Origin of the sequence: Serratia marcescens, assembly GCF_001902635.1 — a bacterium.
GTDB classification, from domain to species: domain Bacteria; phylum Pseudomonadota; class Gammaproteobacteria; order Enterobacterales; family Enterobacteriaceae; genus Serratia; species Serratia marcescens_F.
Genome location: NZ_MJAO01000005.1, coordinates 1 through 20,825 on the forward strand (window position 1 = coordinate 1; position 20,825 = coordinate 20,825).

Consider the following 20,825-nt stretch of genomic DNA (forward strand, 5'->3'; position numbering starts at 1 on the left):
GATGTTGTTGCTTTGATTTATATTACGTCGCCAGCTTGGTGCGAAGAGAGGGACTTGAACCCTCACGTCCGTAAGAACACTAACACCTGAAGCTAGCGCGTCTACCAATTCCGCCACCTTCGCATCGATGCTGAGTGCAATATAAATCATGTGGTTATTTGGTGCGAAGAGAGGGACTTGAACCCTCACGTCCGTAAGGACACTAACACCTGAAGCTAGCGCGTCTACCAATTCCGCCACCTTCGCGTACCAGAAACATTACCGGAGTAACGTTACCACGGAGGCGAATTCTAGTGATTTTGGCGGGCACGTCAACAGTTATTTCCCCGCTTTGCGGGCGTTTGCTGGAAAAACAGCCATATCGCCGCTTTTCTGCTGGTCAAACAGCCAAATCAGCCAATCAATCAACACTCTGACCCTGGGCGCCAGGAAGCGACCGGGTGGATACATGATGTAAATCGGCATCGGCGGAGGCGGCGTTTCCGCCAACACGTCGACCAATTCGCCCTGTTCCAGCCAAGGGGCAAGTGAATAGCGCGCCGCCTGAATTAATCCCATGCCGGCACGTGCGCCGGCGATGTAGGCGTCGGCGCCGCTGACGCTCAGCCGGGCGGGGAGTTCGCGCAGTTCCAGCTTGCCGCTGCGGCAGAATTCCAGCGGATAGTCGCGGTTGCTGGCCAGGGAAAAATAGCCCACCGCGTGGTGCGCCCCCAGCCGATCGATGTCGAGTGGCGTGCCGTAGGCCTGCAGGTAAGCGGGGGAAGCGCAGGTGACCTGCGGCAGTTGGGCGATGCGCCGCGCCACCAGGCTGTCGTCTTCGGTTTCCCAGGCGCGCAGCACACAGTCCACGCCTTCGCGCAACAGATCGACGTGGGTGTCATTGGCACCCAGCGCCAGCGTGATGTCGGGATAGCGCCGGTAAAAGTCGTCCAGCGCAGGAATGACGATCTCGCGCGCCAGCGAATGGGGCATATCGATGCGCACCTTGCCGGACGGTTGCAGCTTATGGTGGCTGAACAGCGTGTCCGCTTCCTCAAGCGCCCCCAGCAACTGTACGCAGCGCTGGTAATAGAGGCTGCCTTCGCTGGTTACCTGCACCTGGCGGGTGGTGCGGATCAGCAGGCGCACGCCCAACCGCTGCTCCAGCCGTTTCAGCGCGTTGCTGACCGTGGCGCGCGGTAGCTGCAGGCGTTCGGCCGCCCGGCTGAAGCTGCCCAGCTCAACGATGCGGGTAAAAATGCGCATGGCCTGAACCTGATCCATGTTCACTCCATATTGTTGGTGATTTTTGAACAGTGATGTGCAATCTGCATTATTTATCTTTGTAGCGTAAACAACCAGACTTTGCTGCGTTATCCGTTCATCGCATGAGGGCAGCACAATGCAACAACGTAAACTGGGTTCCCACGGCCCCGTCGTCTCCGCCCTGGGGCTGGGATGCATGGGCATGAGCGATTTCTACTCCACCGGCGCCGATCGGCAGGAGGCCATCGCCACGCTGCACCGGGCGCTGGAGCTGGGCGTCACGCTGCTCGACACCGCCGACATGTATGGCCCGCACACCAATGAAGAGCTGGTGGGGGAAGCGATCAAGGGCAAACGGCAACAGGTGTTCCTGGCCACCAAGTTCGGCATCCTGCGCGATCCGGCGGATCCTTCGGCGCGCGGCGTCAGCAGCCGGCCCGAGTATATCCGGCGATCCGTGGAAGGCAGCCTGCGGCGCTTGGGCGTGGAGGAGATCGATCTCTATTATCAGCACCGGGTCGATCCGCAGGTGCCGATCGAAGACGTCGTGGGCAAGATGGCGGATCTGATCCGCGAAGGCAAGATCCGCCATATCGGCCTGAGCGAGGCGTCGGTCGTCACGCTGGAGCGGGCGCACAAGGTGCATCCGATCACGGCGCTGCAGACCGAGTATTCGCTGTGGACGCGCGATGCCGAACAGGGCGTGCTGGCGGCCTGTGAGCGTCTGGGCATCGGCTTTGTGCCTTACAGCCCGTTAGGGCGCGGTTTCCTCACCGGCGCTATCCGGCGGCCGGAGGATCTGGCCGAGGACGACTTCCGCCGCGGCAACCCGCGCTTCCAGGGGGAAAACTTCGCCCGCAACCTGGCGCTGGTGGAGAAAGTGGGTGAGCTGGCGGCGCAGAAGGGCGTCCAGCCTTCACAGCTGGCGCTGGCCTGGGTATTGGCGCAGGGCGAGCACATCGTGCCGATCCCCGGTACCAAACGCCGTCGCTATCTGGAAGAGAACGTCGCGGCGGCGGAGATAACGCTGAGCGCGGCCGAACTGGCGGCAATCGAAGCGGTGTTCCCGCTGAGTGTGGCAGCCGGCGATCGCTACGGCGCGGAGTCGATGACCTATATCAACGGCTAAAAAAAAGCGCGGCCTCAGGCCGCGCTCTGTCGCTTTCCGCCAACGGCGAATTATTTCTTCTTCGGCGCGCGCGGCGGGCGGCCGACGGTGGCTTGATACACCTTGAAGCGGCCGTTCTGCGCCAGCACTTCGTGGCTGCCGAAGGTGGCGTCCAGAATGTCCGGGTACGGCAGGAAGGCGTTGGCGACGATGCGCAGCTGGCCGCCGATCGGCAGGTGTTTCACCGCGCCGCGGATCAGGGTTTCGGCGGCGGTCAGGCTGGTCTGCAGCCCGTCGTGGAACGGCGGGTTGGAGATGATCATGTCGAAACGGCCGGTGATGTCGGAGTAAACGTTGCTGACGATCACGTCGCCTTCGATGCCGTTGGCGGCCAGCGTCGCACGGCTGGATTCCACCGCGGCGGCGTTGACGTCGCTGAGGGTCAGCTTGACCTTCGGCGACAGCTTGGCCATCACCGAGGCCATCACGCCGGCACCGCAACCGATGTCCAGCACCTTGCCTTTCATGTGTTTTTCCAGCGTCGACAGCAGCAGCGAGCTGCCGACGTCCAGGCCGTCGCGGCTGAACACGCCCGGCAGCGTTTTCACTTCCAGATCGTGCAGCTGGTAGCTTTCCCACCAGTCGTTCAGGTCGAACTCGGTCTGCGCATCCAGGCGGCCGTGATACAGGCCGCAGCGGCGCGCGCTGTCGATTTTAACCAACGTGGCGTGACCTTCCAGCGTTTGCTCGGCGCTGCGCACGCCGCTGCGGTTTTCACCGACCACGAACACGTCCGCGCCCACCGGCAACAGCGCCAGGATGTTGCACAGCTGGAATTGCGCTTCCTGCTTGCTCTTCGGCCAGTAGTAAACCAGCGTGTCGCATGCGGCGACAAAGGCGGGATCGACGGTCAAACCGAACTGCACGTTGTCGCCCATCGTCCGGTTCAGTAACTGCCAGTGATGGTATTGCTGGGTGTGGACGCGCACGTCCGCGGCCTCGAATTGGGCCGGCAGGCTGTCCTGCAGGTCGCCGGCAAACAGCACGCGGCGTTCGATAAATTCATCACTGTGGCGCAGCATGACTTCACTGGCGGGGGTTAATGCAGACATCAGATATTGGCTCCTGGAAATGAGACCGGGGATTATAGAGCTTTGTGGCGATATGTTCGACGGGTTTGTTGGCGCGGGCTGCGCGGGTTTGTTAGCATAGCGCGGCGCATGGCAGGCATGGCGCACCACAACGGGTAGGAATCGGCATGGCATCAAAACGCGACTGGCTGTTACAACAACTGGGTATTACGCAGTGGACATTGCGCCGCCCGGGCGTGTTGCAGGGCGAAGTGGCGGTCAGCTTGCCGCCCGAGGCGCGCCTGCTGGTGGTGGCGCAGACGCTGCCTGCACCCGACGATCCGCTGTTTTGCGACGTGCTGCGCAGCCTGGGGCTGACACCTGCGCAAACCTGCGGCCTGACGCCGGAACAGGTGGCGATGCTGCCTGAAGAGACCACATGCAACAGTTGGCGGCTGGGCGTGGCGGAACCGCTCGCGGTCGCCGGCGCGCAGCTACACAGCCCGGCGCTGGCCGAGCTTTCCCAAGACGCGGGCGCCAAACGCGCCCTCTGGCAGCAGATTTGTCATCATGAACACGATTTCTACCCTGACGGCGGCCGATCTGGCCACGGCCTTCAAGATTGAGCAGGCCAGCCACGCCTTTCCCTGGACGGAAACTACCTTCGCCGGCAATCAGGGCGATCGCTACCTTAACCTGAAGCTGAGCGCAGAAGGGGAGATGGCAGGTTTCGCCATCACGCAGATCGTGTTGGACGAAGCCACGCTGTTCAACCTCGCCATTCATCCGCAGTGGCAGCGCCGGGGCTTTGGCCGCACGCTGCTCAACGCGTTGATCGAACAGTTGGAGAGCCGCGGCGTGGTTACGCTGTGGCTGGAGGTCCGTGCTTCCAACCAGGCGGCGATCGCACTGTATGAAGATCTCGGCTTCAACGAAGTCACCGTACGCCGCAATTATTACCCGAGCGCCCAAGGCCGCGAAGACGCGATCGTGATGGCGCTGCCGCTGGCGTAATCCGCCCGGCCGGTAAAAGCATTGATTGTCACCGGTTGGCAAATCGGCGAAAATGCCCGGCTGTTATCTTTTATTCACCGCTTTGCCCGGCGCCGCGATCGGCGCGTTCTGATGATGTCGCAGGGCGGACTAACCGTAGAACCTGAAAACCATGTCTCCTAGTGAATTTGCCCGCGAAGTCTCCAAAAGAAGAACTTTCGCCATCATCTCGCACCCCGATGCCGGTAAAACCACCATTACCGAAAAAGTGCTGCTGTTCGGACAGGCGATCCAGACCGCCGGTACGGTAAAAGGCCGTGGCTCCAGCCAACACGCCAAATCCGACTGGATGGAAATGGAAAAGCAGCGTGGGATCTCGATCACCACCTCCGTAATGCAGTTCCCGTACCGCGACAGCCTGGTTAACCTGCTGGATACCCCGGGGCACGAAGACTTCTCCGAAGATACTTACCGTACCCTGACCGCCGTCGACTGCTGTCTGATGGTGATCGACGCCGCCAAGGGCGTTGAGGATCGTACCCGCAAGCTGATGGAAGTCACCCGTCTGCGCGACACGCCGATCCTGACCTTCATGAACAAACTGGACCGCGACATCCGCGATCCGATGGAAGTGATGGATGAAGTCGAGCGCGAACTGAAGATCGCCTGCTCGCCTATCACCTGGCCGATCGGCTGCGGCAAGCTGTTCAAGGGCGTTTACCACCTGTACAAGGATGAAACCTACCTGTACCAGACCGGTAAAGGCCACACCATTCAGGAAGTGCGCATCGTCAAAGGCCTGAACAACCCGGAACTGGATGCGGCGGTGGGCGAAGATCTGGCGGCGCAGCTGCGCGATGAGCTGGAGCTGGTGCAGGGCGCTTCCCACGAATTCGATCAGGAGGCTTTCCTGAGCGGCGAGCTGACCCCGGTGTTCTTCGGTACCGCCCTCGGCAACTTCGGCGTGGATCACATGCTGGATGGGCTGGTGGCCTGGGCGCCGGCGCCGATGCCGCGCAAAACCGACACCCGCGAAGTGACGGCGGCGGAAGAGAAATTCACCGGCTTCGTGTTCAAGATCCAGGCCAACATGGATCCGAAACACCGCGACCGCGTGGCCTTTATGCGCGTGGTCTCCGGCCGCTACGAGAAGGGCATGAAGCTGCGCCAGGTGCGCACCGGCAAAGACGTGGTGATCTCCGACGCGCTGACCTTTATGGCCGGCGACCGTTCGCACGTGGAAGAAGCCTACCCGGGCGACATCATCGGCCTGCACAACCACGGCACCATTCAGATCGGCGATACCTTCACCCAGGGTGAAGACATGAAGTTCACCGGTATTCCGAACTTTGCGCCTGAACTGTTCCGCCGCATTCGCCTGCGCGATCCGCTGAAGCAGAAACAGCTGCTGAAGGGGCTGGTGCAGCTGTCCGAAGAGGGTGCGGTGCAGGTGTTCCGCCCGATCGCCAACAACGATCTGATCGTCGGTGCAGTCGGCGTGCTGCAGTTCGACGTGGTGGTGGCGCGTCTGAAGAGCGAGTACAACGTGGAAGCGCTGTACGAGTCGGTCAACGTGTCGACCGCGCGTTGGGTCGAGTGCGGCGACGTGAAGAAATTCGAAGAGTTCAAGCGCAAGAACGAGATGAACCTGGCGCTGGACGGTGGGGACAACCTGTCTTACATCGCGCCGACCATGGTGAACCTTAACCTGACGCAGGAACGCTATCCTGACGTGACCTTCCGCAAGACACGCGAACACTGACAGATCTGCAGGGCGCCCGGCGCGCCCTGCACGCTTACAGCATCCTAATTCCGCTAATTAATAAACCTTTCTCATCTCTTATTCTGCGAATGGTCACTGCCAGGCGGTGTCCGTTGATCTGCACTTTCTGCCTGATGGTCTATCTTTAACAAGATGTCCGCACACTATTTGAGAGTAAATCACTGCAATATACTTTTTGTTTAGTGAGATATTCTGGCGTGTTGCCGATAGGCGACAGGTCATATTTTTTAATATCAATGACATAGCTATTTTTCGGTGTTGTGTCGCTTAGAGTGTCGCCAATAAGCGACGGTTCTATGGCCAAAAAGTCAGATTATGGTTTTTTTGCTTTTGATTTTTAATGGTTTTAATAATTTGGCATGGCCGTTGCAACACTCTTGTCGTGAACGCTTAATCGTATAGCGATGATGAAGTATTTACCGACTGGGCCGCGTGACGGCGGCTGAAGGGCTCTGGTGCTGCGAGCCCCCAACAAAAGGAAGAGATCGATGAAAAAGACCAAATTTGCACGCTCGCTGATGGCTGTCGTTTTGGGTTCTGTCTTGGTAAGCGGCAGTGCGCTGGCCGAAGACAGTCTGCTCAACAAGGCGTCTGACGCTGCAGACAGTGCCGGCGCCAAAATCGATAGCTCCATGAAAAAAGTTGACGCGTACATGGATGACAGTGCGACAACGGCTAAAGTTAAAAGTGTGTTGGTGGAAGATAAAACCATCAAAAGCTCTGATATCTCGGTGAACACGGAAAAAGGCGTGGTGACCCTGAGCGGATTCGTCGGCAGCCAGGCGCAGGCGGAGCATACGGTCGCGATCGCCGGTAAGGTGGAAGGCGTGAAAACCGTCAGCGACAAGCTGCATGTGAGAGATGACGCTGCACCGTCGATCAAATCGTATGCCGGCGACACCGCCACCACCGGCGAGCTGAAAGCCAAACTGTTGGCCGATGACATCGTGCCGTCGCGCAATGTGACAGTGGAAACCACCGACGGCGTGGTGCAGCTTTCCGGCGCAGTGAAAACGCAGGCGCAGTCTGAGCGTGCGGAAAGCATCGCCAAGTCCATCGACGGTGTGAAAAGCGTGAAAAACGATCTGGTGGTCAAGCAGTAATCCCGCCAGGCGCCCGCAACAACAAGCGGCAACCGCCGGGCCGTGCAGGCGGTCCGGCATGCACCACCAGAAAAAGAAACTGATTCGCCGTCGGCGCCGCGCTATCGGGGCGGCCGGCAGCGCCGAATTTTTTCACTCATGGTAAGGAGAAGCTTATGTTTCGTTGGGGCATTATCTTTTTAATCATCGCGCTTATCGCCGCGGCGTTGGGGTTCGGTTCGCTGGCGGGCACCGCCGCCTGGGCCGCCAAAGTGGTGTTCGTCGTGGGCATCATTCTGTTTCTGGTCAGCCTGTTCACCGGCCGCCAGCGTCCTTAGCCCTCGGCATTTTCCCGAAAAATGTAACAAAGCTTAATGCTTTTTTTCACGCCGGGGAGCGCCTGCCATAAACCGCGGCACCCTCGTCGGGCGCGGGAAACCGCAGACCGGCCGGGCAGGGCAAGCGCGGGCCGCGCAGCCGGCAGCGGCTGCGCCCGGCCTCGCGGAGGCGGTCATTTCCTCGTCGGCATACGGCGAGAGGATTACGGAAGAGAGCGAGACGCGCTATCCTCGGAGAAAACGTCTCACTGAGGATGCCAAGTTGGGATACAGAATACCCATCACGCTCGGCAATATAGAACCGCTGGCGTCTAAACCATTTCGGCCTGGAAGAATCGCGCTGGTCTGCGAAGGCGGTGGGCAGCGCGGTATTTTCACCGCCGGCGTGCTGGACGAGTTTCAGCGTGCGGGCTTCAATCCCTTCGATTTGCTGATCGGCACGTCGGCCGGTGCGCAGAATCTGTCGGCCTACATCTGCGGGCAGATGGGCTACGCGCGCCGGGTGATCACCCGTTACACCACTTCGGCCCAGTTCTTCAATCCGCTGCGCTTCGTGCGCGGCGGGCATCTGATCGACCTCGATTGGTTGGTTGATACCGCGGCACAGCAGATGCCGCTGGCGATAGACGTGGCGGAGCGGCACTTTACCGACGGGCGCGAATTTCTGCTGTGCGCCTGCCGCAGCGACGACTTCGAACCGACCTACCTGCCGGCGCAGCGTGAGCGTTGGCTGCCGGCCCTCAAGGCCTCCAGCGCCATTCCCGGTTTCTATCGTCAGGGCGTGGAACTGGACGGCGTCAGCTATCAGGACGGCGGTATCAGCGATGCGATCCCGGTGGAGGAGGCTTATCGCCGCGGCGCCGACACCATCGTGGTGATCCGCACCGTGCCTTCGCAGATGTATTACACCCCACAGTGGATGAAGCGCATGGAGCATTGGCTGAGCGAGAGCAGCCTGCAGCAGATGGTGCGCATCCTGCAGCACCACGAGAAGAGCTATCACCGCATCCAGCGTTTTATCGAAAAGCCGCCGGGCAAGCTGCGCATCTTCGAGATCTTCCCGCCGAAGCCGCTGGCCAGCAATGCGCTGGGCAGCCGATTGGGCTCACTTAATCAGGATTATCACCTCGGGCGCCGTTGCGGCCGCTACTTCCTGGCCACCGTCGGCCACTGGATGGCGCAGCGGGAGCCGGACGGCATGAAGGTGCAAAAAGCGTTGTCGCGCCGTTTGATCCAGCCGGAAAACGTCAGAATGCCTTCGCCGATTATCACCGACCTCGCCATGCCGCACGAGCTGGGGGCGCAGCCGGAGGCTGCCGCAGCGGTGCCGAAACTTATCTTGCCGGGCGATCTGCCACCGGGTGAGGGGGGCGCGCTGTGAGCTACGCTTTTACTGATACCCACTGCCATTTTGATTTTCCGCCCTTCACCGGGCATGAGGCCGAGAGCCTGACGCGGGCGGCAAGCGCCGGCGTGCAGCGCATCATCGTGCCGACGGTCACCGCCGATCGCTTCGAACGGGTGCTGCAATTGGCGCACGAGCACGCGCCGCTGTTCGCCGCGCTGGGGCTGCACCCGTTGTATATCGCGCAGCATCATGAGCCGCAGCTGGAGCGGCTGGCGGCGCTGCTGGCCGAACGGCCGCGCAAACTGGTGGCGGTGGGGGAGATCGGCCTCGATCTGTATATGGACAACCCGCAGTACGAGCGGCAGCAAAGCGTGCTGCTCGCCCAGCTGCGGCTGGCGAAACAGCATGACCTGCCGGTGATCCTGCATTCGCGCCGTTCTCACGATCAGCTGGCCGCGGCGTTGCGGCGCATGCAGCTGCCGCGCCGCGGCGTGGTGCACGGCTTTGCCGGCAGCCTGTCGCAGGCGCAGGCGTTTATCCGCCTCGGTTATTACCTCGGCGTGGGCGGCACCATCACCTACGAACGGGCGCAGAAAACGCGCGGCGTGATGGCGCAGCTGCCGCTCGAGGCGCTGCTGCTGGAGACCGATGCGCCGGATATGCCGCTGGCCGGCTATCAGGGGCAGCCGAATCGCCCCGAACGCGCCGCCGAGGTGTTTCAGACGCTGTGTGAACTGCGGCCGGAACCGGCCGACGAGATCGCCGCTCATTTGCAACGCAATACCCAGGCGCTGTTCGCTCTGCCGAATTGACGCGGTCATAACGTGATTTGCATCACGTTATAAGGTTTTCATTTGCGTCTCGTTGTATACATTTGTGACATAAAACGGTGCGAGGGTGACCTCGCTCAGTATAATCCCCCCGAAACTCTCCAATAGCAGACCTCTCTTCATGAGCAGGGATGTATTTTTATTTTTTGCAACAGGGAAACTTTGCATGCAACTCATCATGAGTCTGGTCGGCATGGCGGTGCTGATCGCCATCGCGGTGCTGCTCTCCAGCAACCGCCGGGCCATCAAACTGCGCACCGTCGTGTGGGCGTTCATTCTTCAGGTCGGCATTGGCGCGCTGGTGCTGTATGTGCCGCTGGGCCGCAGCATCCTCGGCGGCATGTCCAACGGCGTGGCTAACGTTATCGCCTACGGCAACCAGGGCATTTCGTTTATCTTCGGCGGGCTGGTTTCCGACAAGATGTTCGAGGTGTTCGGCGGCGGCGGCTTCGTGTTCGCGCTGCGCGTCTTGCCGGTGATCGTGTTCTTCTCCTCGCTGATCGCGGTGCTGTACTACCTCGGCATCATGCAGTTGGTGATCCGCGTGTTGGGCGGCGGCTTGCACAAGCTGCTGGGCACCTCGCGCACCGAGTCGCTGTCGGCGACTGCCAACATTTTCGTCGGCCAGACCGAAGCGCCGCTGGTGGTGCGTCCGTACATCGCCACCATGAGCCAGTCCGAACTGTTCACCGTGATGTGCGGCGGCCTGGCTTCGGTGGCCGGTTCGGTGCTGGCGGGATACGCGCAGATGGGCGTGCCGCTGGAGTACCTGATTGCCGCGTCCTTTATGGCCGCGCCGGGCGGGCTGCTGTTCGCCAAGCTGATGGTGCCGGAAACCGAGAAGACCCACGATAAAGACGACGCGATGAAGCTGATCGCCGAAGATGACCGTCCGGCCAACGTGATCGACGCGGCGGCTTCCGGTGCGGCCTCCGGCATGCAGCTGGCGCTGAACGTCGGCGCAATGTTGCTGGCGTTTATCGCCCTGATCGCCTTGCTCAACGGCATTCTTGGTGGCATCGGCGGCTGGTTCGACTATCCGCAGCTGTCGCTCGAACTGATCCTCGGCTGGGTGTTCTCACCGATTGCCTTCCTGATCGGCGTACCGTGGAGCGAGGCGATGACCGCCGGTTCGTTTATCGGCCAGAAGATCATCGTTAACGAATTTGTCGCCTACATGAACTTCGGTGCTTATCTGCGCCCGGACGACGTGGTGGCGGCGGAAGGCCTGCAGGTGCTGTCGACCCACACCAAGGCGATCATTTCCTTCGCGCTGTGCGGCTTCGCCAACCTCTCTTCGGTGGCGATCCTGCTGGGCGGTCTGGGCAGCATGGCGCCCAACCGTCGCCATGACATCGCGCGCTTCGGCCTGAAGGCCGTGGCGGCGGGCACGCTCTCCAACCTGATGAGCGCTACCATCGCCGGCTTCTTCCTGGCGCTGTAAGTCATCACTGAGCCCGCGACGGCGCGATCGATCGCGGGACTCTGCCTATACTCTAAGCAACGCGGGTGCTTGCCGCACCCGCGATCTTCAGCCGCTTCTTTAGCGAATTTGTGAACGATATCGCGTTATTTTGTGATGCTCTTCACATATAATTCCGGTCTGTTACAGTGTTATTTCATATAGTGTGACGATGAACGCGAATTGCCCCTGGCTTTCGTGTTCAAATAGCTATTACTGGCCGGCCGCAAGGCGGTGGCCATGTGCGGTGAGAAGGATCTCAGTTGCCGCCGTGGGAACGCCGTTCCCCAGCGCTATCTTCATGGAACCAAGTCCGCTCGCCAACACTCAGGTGCTCAGTTGGAGAGTTTTATGACCGAATTAACCGCAGCAGCGCAACGTGCGCTGAACTTGATGGATTTAACCACGCTGAATGATGACGACACCGACGAGAAAGTGATCGCGCTCTGTCGTCAGGCCAACAGCCCGGCCGGCCACACGGCGGCCATCTGCATCTACCCGCGTTTTATCCCGGTGGCGCGTAAGGCGCTGCGCGAGCAAGGCACGCCGGACATCCGTATCGCCACCGTGACCAACTTCCCGCATGGCAACGACGATATCGACATCGCGTTGGCGGAAACCCGCGCGGCCATCGCTTATGGTGCGGACGAGGTGGACGTGGTGTTCCCTTACCGCGCGCTGATCGCCGGTAATGAGCAGGTCGGTTTCGAGCTGGTGAAACAGTGCAAGCAGGCTTGCCAGGCGGCCAACGTGCTGCTGAAAGTGATCATCGAAACCGGTGAGCTGAAGCGGGCCGATCTGATCCGCAAGGCGTCCGAGGTCGCCATCAAGGCCGGGGCGGACTTTATCAAGACCTCCACCGGCAAGGTGCCGGTCAACGCCACGCTGGAAAGCGCCGAGCTGATGATGTCAGCGATCCGCGATATGGGCGTGGCGAAGACGGTGGGCTTCAAGCCGGCCGGCGGCGTGCGTACTGCGGAAGACGCGCTGCATTATCTGCAACTTGCCGATCGTATTCTGGGCGAGGGCTGGGCCGATGCGCGGCATTTCCGCTTTGGCGCTTCCAGTCTGCTGGCCAGTTTGCTGACCACGCTGGGCCACCAGACCCAGGCCGCCGGCGGCGGCTACTGATCGATTTCGTTGGCGGGCGCCAGGCGCGCCCGTCTGCACCGACTCTCGGCGACACAGGGGGATGCCTTGTTCCTGGCTCAAGAAATTATTCGTAAAAAACGCGACGGCCAGCCGTTAAGCGAAGCGGAAATCCGCTTTTTCATCAACGGTATTCGCGACAACGTGGTGTCGGAAGGGCAGATCGCCGCGTTGGCGATGACCATTTATTTCCATGACATGAGCATGCCGGAGCGCGTGGCGCTCACCATGGCAATGCGCGATTCCGGCACCGTGCTGGACTGGAAGAGTCTGGCGCTGAACGGCCCGATCGTCGACAAGCATTCGACCGGCGGCGTGGGCGACGTCACGTCGCTGATGCTCGGCCCGATGGTGGCGGCCTGCGGCGGCTATGTGCCGATGATCTCCGGCCGCGGCCTGGGGCATACCGGCGGCACGCTGGACAAACTGGAAGCCATTCCGGGCTTCAATATTTTCCCGGACGATAACGCTTTCCGCAAAATCATTCAGGACGTCGGCGTGGCGATCATCGGCCAGACCAGCTCGCTGGCGCCGGCGGACAAACGTTTTTACGCCACCCGTGACATCACCGCTACCGTGGACTCCATTCCGCTGATCACCGCCTCCATTCTGGCGAAGAAGCTGGCGGAAGGGCTGGATGCGCTGGTGATGGACGTGAAGGCCGGTTCCGGCGCCTTTATGCCGACCTATGCCCTGTCGCAAGATTTGGCGCAGGCGATCGTCGGCGTGGCCAACGGCGCGGGCTGCAAGACCACCGCGCTGCTGACCGACATGAACCAGGTGCTGGCTTCCAGCGCCGGTAATGCGGTGGAAGTGCGCGAAGCGGTGCGCTTCCTGACCGGCGAATACCGTAATCCGCGCCTGCTGGAAGTGACGTTGGCGCTGTGCGTGGAGATGCTGCTGTCCGGCGGCCTGGCGCAAGACGAGGCTGAAGCGCGCGCCAAACTGCAGGCGGTGCTGGACAACGGCAAGGCGGCGGAAGTGTTTGGCCGCATGGTGGCGGCGCAGCAGGGGCCGATAGACTTCGTCGAACGCTACGATAGCTATCTGCCGGCGGCGACGCTGAGCAAGCCGGTGTATGCTGAAAAGCCAGGCATCATCAGCGCTATGGATACCCGCGCGCTGGGCATGGCGGTGGTGTCGCTGGGCGGCGGCCGCCGTCGGGCGAGCGACGCCATCGACTACAGCGTTGGCCTGACCGAGGTGGCGCGCCTGGGCGATAAGGTGGATACCCAGCAGCCGCTGGCGATGATCCACGCCAACGATGAAGAGAGCTGGCAGCAGGCGGCCGATGCGGTGCTCAGCGCGATGACGCTGAGCGACAAGGCGCCGGAGGCGACGCCGGTAGTCTACAAACGAATTTCGGAATAAGTAGTACCTTTACAACATTATAGCGGTAGCCAAACTCGCTGCCGCTATACCCAATGGATTTCAAGATGCAGGTAGGCGGTAACTGAAGAATCCCCAGGAGCTTGGTAAACCAAGTGACTGGGGTGAGTGAAGGCAACCAACACCCCTGCGGCTTGAAAGACGACGGGTATACAGGAGAGCACAGATGAAACGCACATTTATTATGGTATTGGACTCCTTCGGCATCGGTGCCAGCGAAGACGCCGAACGTTTTGGCGACCAGGGTTCCGACACTCTGGGCCACATCGCCGAGGTTTGCGCGCGCGGTGACGCCAACGTGGGCCGTCAGGGCCCGTTGACGCTGCCTAACCTGAGCCGTCTGGGCCTGGGCAAAGCGGCGGAAGAGTCCACCGGCAACTTCCCGCAGGGGCTGGATCGCAACGCCGACATCATCGGCGCTTACGGTTACGCCAGCGAGCTCTCTTCCGGTAAAGACACGCCGTCGGGCCACTGGGAAATTGCCGGCGTGCCGGTGCTGTTCGACTGGGGCTACTTCACTGACGAGCACAACAGCTTCCCGCAGGCACTGCTGGACAAGCTGGTGGAGCGCGCCAAGCTGCCGGGTTACCTGGGTAACTGCCACTCTTCCGGCACCGTGATCCTCGATCAGCTGGGTGAAGAGCACATGAAAACCGGCAAGCCGATTTTCTACACCTCCGCCGACTCGGTGTTCCAGATCGCCTGCCATGAAGAGACTTTCGGCCTGGATCGCCTGTATGAGCTGTGCGAAATCGCGCGTGAAGAGCTGACCGAAGGCGGGTACAACATCGGCCGCGTGATTGCGCGTCCGTTCGTCGGCGACAAGCCGGGCCACTTCCAGCGCACCGGCAACCGTCACGACCTGGCGGTAGAGCCGCCGGCACCGACCGTGCTGAAAAAGCTGGTGGACGAGAAGGGCGGTGAAGTGGTGTCGATCGGCAAAATCGCCGACATCTACGCCAACGTCGGCATCACCAAGAAGGTGAAGGCCACCGGCATCGACGCGCTGTTCGACGCGACCCTGATTGAAATGGAAAAGGCCGGCGACAATACTATCGTGTTCACCAACTTCGTGGACTTCGACTCCTCCTACGGCCACCGTCGCGACGTGGCGGGCTACGCCGCCGCGCTGGAGCTGTTCGACCGTCGCCTGCCGGAGTTGCTGAAGCTGGTGAAAGACGAAGACATCATCATCTTCACCGCCGACCACGGCTGCGATCCGACCTGGCCGGGCACTGACCATACCCGTGAACACATCCCGGTGCTGGTTTACGGCCCGAAAGTGAAACCGGGCTCGTTGGGGCACCGCGAGACCTTCGCCGACATCGGCCAGACCGTCGCCAATTACTTTGGCGTGTCACCGATGGATTACGGTAAGAGCATGTTCTAAGCCCTGTCTTTCAAGCCGCAGCGTTGTTAGCTTCACGCGTGAACCCCAGTCACTTACTCAAGTAAGCTCCTGGGGATTCACCCGCTAGCTGCCTAGCTGCAACTCGAAATTCAAGGCTTAGATGTTTGACGTTTTTATTAAATAAGATTTCTAAAGGAAGAAAATTATGGCTACGCCGCACATTAATGCTGAGATGGGTGATTTCGCTGACGTAGTACTGATGCCGGGCGACCCGCTGCGTGCAAAATACATCGCCGAAACCTTCCTGGAAGGCGCGGTGGAAGTGAACAACGTGCGCGGCATGTTGGGCTTTACCGGCACCTACAAAGGCCGCCGCATCTCCGTAATGGGCCACGGCATGGGCATCCCGTCCTGCTCGATCTACGCACGCGAGCTGATCGCCGAATTCGGCGTGAAGAAGATCATTCGCGTTGGCTCCTGCGGCGCGGTGCGTGACGATATCAAACTGCGTGACGTGGTGATCGGCATGGGCGCGTGCACGGACTCCAAGGTGAACCGTCTGCGCTTCAAGGACAACGACTACGCGGCGATCGCCGACTTCGATATGGTGCGCAACGCGGTCGACGCGGCGGCGGCGCAGGGCATCCCGGCGCGTGTGGGCAACATCTTCTCCGCCGATCTGTTCTACACCCCGGATCCGGACATGTTCCAGGTGATGAAGAAGTACGGCATCCTGGGCGTGGAAATGGAAGCGGCCGGCATCTACGGCGTGGCGGCGGAGCTGTATGAAGAGTTCGGCTGTAAAGCGCTGACCATCTGCACCGTGTCCGACCACATCCTGCGTCACGAAGCGACCACCGCGGCGGAACGCCAGACCACCTTTAACGAAATGATCGTTATCGCGCTGGAATCCGTGCTGCTGGGCGACAAAGCGTAATACCCCGGCGGGCGTCATCATGGCGCCCGCCCATCCAATCTATTCATTCCGCTTGGCCAGTTTTGGCTAACGCTTTACCTTTCTGCCGTTTAACGCTATTACTTCCTCTATCAATCTATTCACCAATCTATTCATCCGATGATCACCGTTGAACAAGTCTTGCGTCATGGGCCGGCTACGGCTCGTCAACTGACAGCAGCGTTAGGCATCAGCCAGCCGACGCTATCGCGCCGTATCCGCGAACTGGCGGGCGCAGTATTGATCCTCGGTAAAGGTAAAGCGACGCGCTATGTATTGCGGCGCGGGATCGGCGGTGAGAGGCAGTTTCCGCTGTATCGGGTTGATGAACGGGGTAAGGCGCACCTGTTTGCCACGCTTTGCCCGCTGTATCCTGCCGATAACTGCGCGGTGTGCGATGAGCGCAGCGGAGAGTGGCAGCTCTATGACGGCATGCCATGGTATTTGAACGACCTGCGGCCGATTGGCTTTCTTGGGCGAGCCTGGGGAAAAGCAGCGGCGCGCGAGTTGAATTTGCCGGAGGATGTGCGGCGATGGGATGAAGGCCAACGCTTGTTGGCGCTCTGCCGTTATGGCGAAGACATGACCGGCGATCTACTGCCTGGTGCCGACAGCTATCAGCGTTGGTTAATGCGGGATACTGCCGTCGCCATCACGGTGGAAGATAAAACCGAGCGTTACGCCGCATTGTCTGTCCAGGCGCTGGCCGGGGAACTGGTGGGCTCTTCCGCCGGTGGCGAGCAACCCAAATTTGCCGCCTATGCTGAGCTGGCGCCTGGGCGCCGTGCGCATGTGTTGGTGAAGTTCAGCCTGGCGCCGACGCATGTCATTGCACAGCGCTGGAGCGATTTGCTGATCGCCGAGTCGCTGGCGTTGCAGACGGTCGCCGCTGCAGGATTGCCTGCCGCATCGGCGCAAATCCTGTTCGGCGCCGACCGGCAATGCTTTTTAGAGATCGAGCGTTTTGATCGCATCGGTGAAGAAGGGCGGGTAGCGATGGTGTCGCTGGAGGCGCTGGATGCCGAGTTCAGCGGCAGCGGCCACGCCAACTGGGTTGTGGCCGCCGAGCGGCTATTGCAGCAAGGGGTGATCAATCACTCAGTCTACCAACGGATTGCCCTGTATTGGGCCTTCGGTCGGTTGATCGCCAACAGCGATATGCACCAGGGCAACCTGTCGTTCTTGCGAATAACCCAGCGGCCGGTCATGTTGGCGCCTTTGTATGATATGTTGCCGATGGCTTTTGCCCCGGCAAGCAGCGGTAATCTGCGCCGCGACGCGGTGGAGATCCGTTTGAGCAACGAGGTGAGCGGCGCCGTCTGGCGGCAAGCGGAGCTATTGGCTCTCGAGTTCTGGCGGCGAACGGCGCAACATGACGACATCAGCGAGGCGTTCCGGGCGATTGCCGAGCAAATGTTGGTGCAGCTGCAGAAGCTGCACGAGCGCATTCAGCGCCTGGCCTGAGTTACCCCTTCTTCGGCGCTTCCTGCTTTTTCTCCGGCGTATCCTCTTCGTCGTCTTCCACCGTATTGCCTTCTGCCAACGGCGTGTTGGCGGTCAGCAGGTACGGCGACTGCTGCCAGCGGCTGCGGCGGTGCTGCAGCAGGGTTCGCGCCAGAATGATGCCGATCGCCAGCGCCAGCAGGATCATCAGGCGCAGCAGGTTGGTGGTGTTGTCCACCTGCTTGGATTCGGTCGCCAGCACGTGGGTGTCAAGGGTGATGCGGATAAAGCCGATCGGGCCGTCTTTACCCTGGATCGACTCGACTAACTGGTGGTTGAAGTAGCTGCCGGCGCGTTTGCCGTCGAGCGACAGGCGATCGCGTATACTTATCTGTTCCCCGGCGTGGGAGACCAGCGTGCCATCCAACTGATAAACGCTGACGTCGAGAATGCGGCTGTGATCGGTAAGCTGCTTGAGGATGGCGTCGATGCGCGGGTTGTTGCCGTCGTCGTCCAGCAGCGGCGCCAGGCTGTAGGCGACCTGTTTGGTCAGCGTCTGCGCCAGCTCTTCGACCTGCTCGGATCGCGCCATTTGGTGACTCAGGCTAAAATAAGAGGCGCCCTGCATCAGCAACACCAGTAAAGCCAGACAAATCAGGATAATAGCGGTGCGGTGCAGGCGAAATTTCAGTTTAGCGCGAGCCATGCAGGTTCCTTGGGCATCGGGGACACTTTATGTTGCCAGAACCGTCGGCGATAGGATAGCTTGATGCGTCGTTTTATCATGCAGCGTTTTTGTCCATTCAGGAGTCAATGATGTCAAACAGTCTGACCTATTGCGATCTTCCGGCGGAGATCTCTCAATGGCCGGGTCTTCCCCTTTCGCTCAGCGGCGACGAAGTGATGCCGCTGGACTATCGGGCGGGCAATACCGGGTGGCTGTTGTACGGCAGAGAGCTGGATAAAGCGCGCATTACGCAATTCCAACGCAAGCTGGGTGCGGCGATGGTGATCGTCACCGCCTGGGGAGTGGATGACTATCAGGTGGTGCGTCTGGCGGGCACCCTGACGCCGCGCGCCAAGCAATTGGCGGCGGAGAGCGGGCTGGACGTGGCGCCGCTCGGCAAGATCCCGCACCTGCGCACGCCGGGGCTGCTGGTGATGGACATGGATTCGACGGCGATCGAGATCGAATGCATCGACGAGATCGCCAAACTGGCGGGCGTTGGCGAGCAGGTGGCGGAAGTCACCGAGCGCGCGATGCGTGGCGAACTGGACTTTACCGACAGCTTGCGCCAACGGGTCGGTACGCTGAAGGGCGCCGACGCCAATATCCTCAAGCAGGTGCGCGACGAGCTGCCGCTGATGCCGGGGCTGACCAGCCTGGTGGGTAAGCTGCAGGCGATGGGCTGGCATGTGGCGATCGCCTCCGGCGGCTTTACCTACTATGCCGAATACCTGCGCAACCGGCTGCGGCTGGTGGCGGCGGCGGCCAACGAGCTGGAGATCCGCGACGGCATGCTGACCGGTGAAGTGTTGGGGCCGGTGGTGGACGCGCAGTTCAAAGCCGATACGCTGCTGCGGCTGGCGGAGAAGCTGGATATCCCGCTGGCGCAAACCGTGGCCATCGGCGACGGCGCCAACGATTTGAAAATGATGCAGGCGGCGGGGTTAGGCATCGCTTACCGCGCCAAACCGAAAGTGTATGAAAAGGCGCAGGTGTCGATCCGGCATGCGGATTTGATGGGCGTGCTGTGCATTCTCACCGGCAGCCTGAAACACGAAGTGCGATAACCCCGTCATACTTGCAGCCGCTTTGATGCGGCTCCAATGATTGAGGGCATAAAGAAAGATTGAGGTAAGACGTGGCAAAAGCGGTAAAACGGGCATTTGTGTGCAATGAGTGCGGAGCGGACTACCCGCGTTGGCAGGGGCAGTGCAGCGCCTGCCATGCCTGGAATACCATCACGGAAGTGCGTTTGGCCGCGTCGCCCGCTGCGGCGCGCAACGATCGCCTCAGCGGCTATGCCGGCGACGCCGGCGTCAGCAAAGTGCAGAAACTGTCGGAAATCAGCCTTGAGGCGCTGCCGCGCTTCACCACCGGCTTTCTCGAGTTCGACCGCGTGCTGGGCGGCGGCGTGGTGCCCGGCAGCGCCATTCTGATCGGCGGTAACCCCGGCGCCGGCAAGAGCACCCTGCTGCTGCAGGTGCTGTGCAAACTGTCCGAGCAGATGAAAACCCTGTATGTCACCGGCGAAGAGTCGCTGCAGCAGGTGGCGATGCGCGCTCACCGTCTGGGGCTGCCGACCGGCGGCCTGAACATGCTGTCAGAAACCAGCATCGAGCAGATCTGCCTGATCGCCGAGCAGGAACAGCCGAAGCTGATGGTGATCGACTCGATCCAGGTGATGCACATGGCGGACATTCAGTCTTCGCCGGGCAGCGTGGCGCAGGTGCGGGAAACCGCCGCCTACCTGACGCGCTTCGCCAAGACGCGCGGCGTGGCGATTGTGATGGTCGGCCACGTCACCAAAGACGGCTCGCTGGCCGGGCCGAAAGTCCTGGAACACTGCATCGACTGTTCGGTGCTGCTGGACGGCGACGCCGATTCCCGCTTCCGCACCTTGCGCAGCCACAAGAACCGCTTCGGCGCGGTCAACGAGCTGGGCGTATTTGCCATGACCGAGCAGGGGTTGCGCGAAGTCAGCAACCCGTCGGCGATCTTCCTCAGCCGCGGCGATGAAGTGACCTCCGGCAGCTCGGTGATGGTGGTGTGGGAAGGCACCCGGCCGCTGTTGGTGGAGATTCAGGCGCTGGTGGATCACTCGATGATGTCCAACCCGCGCCGCGTGGCGGTCGGCCTGGAGCAGAACCGGTTGGCGATCCTGCTGGCGGTGCTGCACCGCCACGGCGGGCTGCAGATGTCGGATCAGGACGTGTTCGTCAACGTGGTCGGCGGGGTGAAGGTCAGCGAGACCAGCGCCGATCTGGCGCTGCTGATGTCGCTGGTCTCGAGCCTGCGCGATCGGCCGCTGCCGAACGATCTGGTGGTGTTCGGCGAAGTGGGGTTGGCGGGGGAGATCCGCCCGGTGCCGAGCGGCCAGGAGCGCATCTCTGAAGCGGCCAAACACGGCTTCAAGCGCGCCATCGTGCCGCACGGCAATATGCCGAAGAAGCCGCCGGCCAACATGCAGGTGTTCGGGGTCAAGAAGCTGGCGGACGCGCTCGACGTGCTGGAAGAGTTTTATTAATGTCGCCGACGGCGAGAAAGATATGCTA

The 20,825-nt window shown here is 61.0% G+C and carries 19 protein-coding genes and 2 tRNA genes; 16 read left to right on the forward strand and 5 right to left on the reverse strand.

The window, feature by feature from the left end; translation table 11 throughout:
- Positions 1 to 36: 36 nt before the first annotated feature.
- The 3 genes from BHU62_RS05940 to BHU62_RS05950 form a co-directional block, all read right to left on the reverse strand.
- Positions 37 to 123: transfer RNA gene (locus BHU62_RS05940), tRNA-Leu, on the reverse strand.
- Positions 124 to 159: 36 nt separating this feature from the next.
- A tRNA-Leu gene (locus BHU62_RS05945) sits at positions 160 to 246 on the reverse strand.
- 72 nt (positions 247 to 318) lie between these two features.
- Positions 319 to 1,263 carry a LysR family transcriptional regulator gene (locus BHU62_RS05950; RefSeq protein WP_073529666.1) on the reverse strand — a complete coding sequence of 315 codons (945 nt, stop codon included), beginning with the start codon at positions 1,261 to 1,263 and terminating at the stop codon, positions 319 to 321.
- A gap of 118 nt (positions 1,264 to 1,381) precedes the next feature.
- Here BHU62_RS05950 and BHU62_RS05955 point away from each other — a divergent pair, with 118 nt between their 5' ends.
- A complete protein-coding gene (locus tag BHU62_RS05955; RefSeq protein ID WP_073529667.1) occupies positions 1,382 to 2,374 on the forward strand; it encodes an aldo/keto reductase in 993 nt (330 codons plus the stop codon).
- A 50-nt stretch (positions 2,375 to 2,424) separates the two neighbouring features.
- Here BHU62_RS05955 and rsmC read toward each other — a convergent pair whose 3' ends face one another.
- Positions 2,425 to 3,465 (reverse strand): 16S rRNA (guanine(1207)-N(2))-methyltransferase RsmC, encoded by a 1,041-nt coding sequence (rsmC, locus tag BHU62_RS05960; RefSeq protein WP_073529668.1) that lies wholly within the window; start codon positions 3,463 to 3,465, stop codon positions 2,425 to 2,427.
- A 146-nt stretch (positions 3,466 to 3,611) separates the two neighbouring features.
- On the opposite strand from rsmC, the gene BHU62_RS05965 reads away from it, so the two are divergent.
- From BHU62_RS05965 to yjjJ, 13 genes are all read left to right on the forward strand, one after another.
- Positions 3,612 to 4,049, forward strand: a complete 438-nt coding sequence (locus BHU62_RS05965) for a DNA polymerase III subunit psi (RefSeq protein ID WP_073529669.1) — start codon at positions 3,612 to 3,614, stop codon at positions 4,047 to 4,049.
- Entirely contained in the window at positions 3,994 to 4,437 is a 444-nt protein-coding gene (gene rimI / locus BHU62_RS05970) for a ribosomal protein S18-alanine N-acetyltransferase (RefSeq protein WP_073529670.1), read from the forward strand. The genes BHU62_RS05965 and rimI overlap by 56 nt, the downstream gene beginning before the upstream one ends.
- Before the next feature lie 151 nt (positions 4,438 to 4,588).
- Positions 4,589 to 6,178 (forward strand): peptide chain release factor 3, encoded by a 1,590-nt coding sequence (gene prfC, locus BHU62_RS05975; protein WP_073529671.1) that lies wholly within the window; start codon positions 4,589 to 4,591, stop codon positions 6,176 to 6,178.
- A gap of 509 nt (positions 6,179 to 6,687) precedes the next feature.
- Complete coding sequence (gene osmY, locus BHU62_RS05980; RefSeq protein ID WP_073529672.1) at positions 6,688 to 7,302, forward strand: molecular chaperone OsmY; 615 nt, start codon at positions 6,688 to 6,690, stop codon at positions 7,300 to 7,302.
- Positions 7,303 to 7,457: 155 nt separating this feature from the next.
- Positions 7,458 to 7,619: a DUF1328 domain-containing protein gene (locus tag BHU62_RS05985; RefSeq protein WP_073529673.1), complete on the forward strand. Its 162-nt coding sequence runs from the start codon at positions 7,458 to 7,460 to the stop codon at positions 7,617 to 7,619.
- A gap of 262 nt (positions 7,620 to 7,881) precedes the next feature.
- Positions 7,882 to 9,000, forward strand: a complete 1,119-nt coding sequence (locus BHU62_RS05995; protein ID WP_073529674.1) for a patatin family protein — start codon at positions 7,882 to 7,884, stop codon at positions 8,998 to 9,000.
- Complete coding sequence (locus BHU62_RS06000; RefSeq protein WP_073529675.1) at positions 8,997 to 9,779, forward strand: TatD family hydrolase; 783 nt, start codon at positions 8,997 to 8,999, stop codon at positions 9,777 to 9,779. Before BHU62_RS05995 ends, BHU62_RS06000 begins: the two co-directional genes overlap by 4 nt.
- Before the next feature lie 184 nt (positions 9,780 to 9,963).
- A complete protein-coding gene (locus tag BHU62_RS06005) occupies positions 9,964 to 11,241 on the forward strand; it encodes a NupC/NupG family nucleoside CNT transporter (RefSeq protein ID WP_073529676.1) in 1,278 nt (425 codons plus the stop codon).
- Between the two features lie 369 nt (positions 11,242 to 11,610).
- Complete coding sequence (gene deoC, locus BHU62_RS06010) at positions 11,611 to 12,390, forward strand: deoxyribose-phosphate aldolase (protein ID WP_073529677.1); 780 nt, start codon at positions 11,611 to 11,613, stop codon at positions 12,388 to 12,390.
- 66 nt (positions 12,391 to 12,456) lie between these two features.
- Positions 12,457 to 13,779: a thymidine phosphorylase gene (gene deoA / locus BHU62_RS06015; RefSeq protein WP_073529678.1), complete on the forward strand. Its 1,323-nt coding sequence runs from the start codon at positions 12,457 to 12,459 to the stop codon at positions 13,777 to 13,779.
- A gap of 184 nt (positions 13,780 to 13,963) precedes the next feature.
- A complete protein-coding gene (gene deoB, locus BHU62_RS06020; protein WP_073529679.1) occupies positions 13,964 to 15,187 on the forward strand; it encodes a phosphopentomutase in 1,224 nt (407 codons plus the stop codon).
- 166 nt (positions 15,188 to 15,353) lie between these two features.
- Positions 15,354 to 16,085 (forward strand): purine-nucleoside phosphorylase, encoded by a 732-nt coding sequence (gene deoD / locus BHU62_RS06025; protein WP_004933059.1) that lies wholly within the window; start codon positions 15,354 to 15,356, stop codon positions 16,083 to 16,085.
- A gap of 138 nt (positions 16,086 to 16,223) precedes the next feature.
- The gene (gene yjjJ / locus BHU62_RS06030) at positions 16,224 to 17,567 is read left to right on the forward strand and encodes a type II toxin-antitoxin system HipA family toxin YjjJ (RefSeq protein ID WP_073529680.1); all 1,344 of its coding nucleotides are present in this window, start codon (positions 16,224 to 16,226) and stop codon (positions 17,565 to 17,567) included.
- A gap of 1 nt (position 17,568) precedes the next feature.
- Here the strand turns inward: yjjJ and BHU62_RS06035 are convergent, their stop codons facing one another.
- Positions 17,569 to 18,252 carry a YtjB family periplasmic protein gene (locus BHU62_RS06035; protein WP_073529681.1) on the reverse strand — a complete coding sequence of 228 codons (684 nt, stop codon included), beginning with the start codon at positions 18,250 to 18,252 and terminating at the stop codon, positions 17,569 to 17,571.
- 110 nt (positions 18,253 to 18,362) lie between these two features.
- Between BHU62_RS06035 and serB the strand changes: the two genes are divergently transcribed.
- Positions 18,363 to 19,340 carry a phosphoserine phosphatase gene (serB, locus tag BHU62_RS06040; RefSeq protein ID WP_073529682.1) on the forward strand — a complete coding sequence of 326 codons (978 nt, stop codon included), beginning with the start codon at positions 18,363 to 18,365 and terminating at the stop codon, positions 19,338 to 19,340.
- A 71-nt stretch (positions 19,341 to 19,411) separates the two neighbouring features.
- The gene (gene radA / locus BHU62_RS06045) at positions 19,412 to 20,797 is read left to right on the forward strand and encodes a DNA repair protein RadA (protein ID WP_073529683.1); all 1,386 of its coding nucleotides are present in this window, start codon (positions 19,412 to 19,414) and stop codon (positions 20,795 to 20,797) included.
- Positions 20,798 to 20,825 lie beyond the last annotated feature (28 nt).

Bases quoted from the DNA above. Each gene is read 5' to 3' on its own strand.
- BHU62_RS05950 (WP_073529666.1), bottom strand. From the start codon at position 1,263: ATGGATCAGGTTCAGGCCATGCGCATTTTTACCCGCATCGTTGAGCTG.
- BHU62_RS05955 (WP_073529667.1), top strand. From the start codon at position 1,382: ATGCAACAACGTAAACTGGGTTCCCACGGCCCCGTCGTCTCCGCCCTG.
- rsmC (WP_073529668.1), bottom strand. From the start codon at position 3,465: ATGTCTGCATTAACCCCCGCCAGTGAAGTCATGCTGCGCCACAGTGAT.
- BHU62_RS05965 (WP_073529669.1), top strand. From the start codon at position 3,612: ATGGCATCAAAACGCGACTGGCTGTTACAACAACTGGGTATTACGCAG.
- rimI (WP_073529670.1), top strand. From the start codon at position 3,994: ATGAACACGATTTCTACCCTGACGGCGGCCGATCTGGCCACGGCCTTC.
- prfC (WP_073529671.1), top strand. From the start codon at position 4,589: ATGTCTCCTAGTGAATTTGCCCGCGAAGTCTCCAAAAGAAGAACTTTC.
- osmY (WP_073529672.1), top strand. From the start codon at position 6,688: ATGAAAAAGACCAAATTTGCACGCTCGCTGATGGCTGTCGTTTTGGGT.
- BHU62_RS05985 (WP_073529673.1), top strand. From the start codon at position 7,458: ATGTTTCGTTGGGGCATTATCTTTTTAATCATCGCGCTTATCGCCGCG.
- BHU62_RS06005 (WP_073529676.1), top strand. From the start codon at position 9,964: ATGCAACTCATCATGAGTCTGGTCGGCATGGCGGTGCTGATCGCCATC.
- deoC (WP_073529677.1), top strand. From the start codon at position 11,611: ATGACCGAATTAACCGCAGCAGCGCAACGTGCGCTGAACTTGATGGAT.
- deoB (WP_073529679.1), top strand. From the start codon at position 13,964: ATGAAACGCACATTTATTATGGTATTGGACTCCTTCGGCATCGGTGCC.
- deoD (WP_004933059.1), top strand. From the start codon at position 15,354: ATGGCTACGCCGCACATTAATGCTGAGATGGGTGATTTCGCTGACGTA.
- yjjJ (WP_073529680.1), top strand. From the start codon at position 16,224: ATGATCACCGTTGAACAAGTCTTGCGTCATGGGCCGGCTACGGCTCGT.
- BHU62_RS06035 (WP_073529681.1), bottom strand. From the start codon at position 18,252: ATGGCTCGCGCTAAACTGAAATTTCGCCTGCACCGCACCGCTATTATC.
- serB (WP_073529682.1), top strand. From the start codon at position 18,363: ATGTCAAACAGTCTGACCTATTGCGATCTTCCGGCGGAGATCTCTCAA.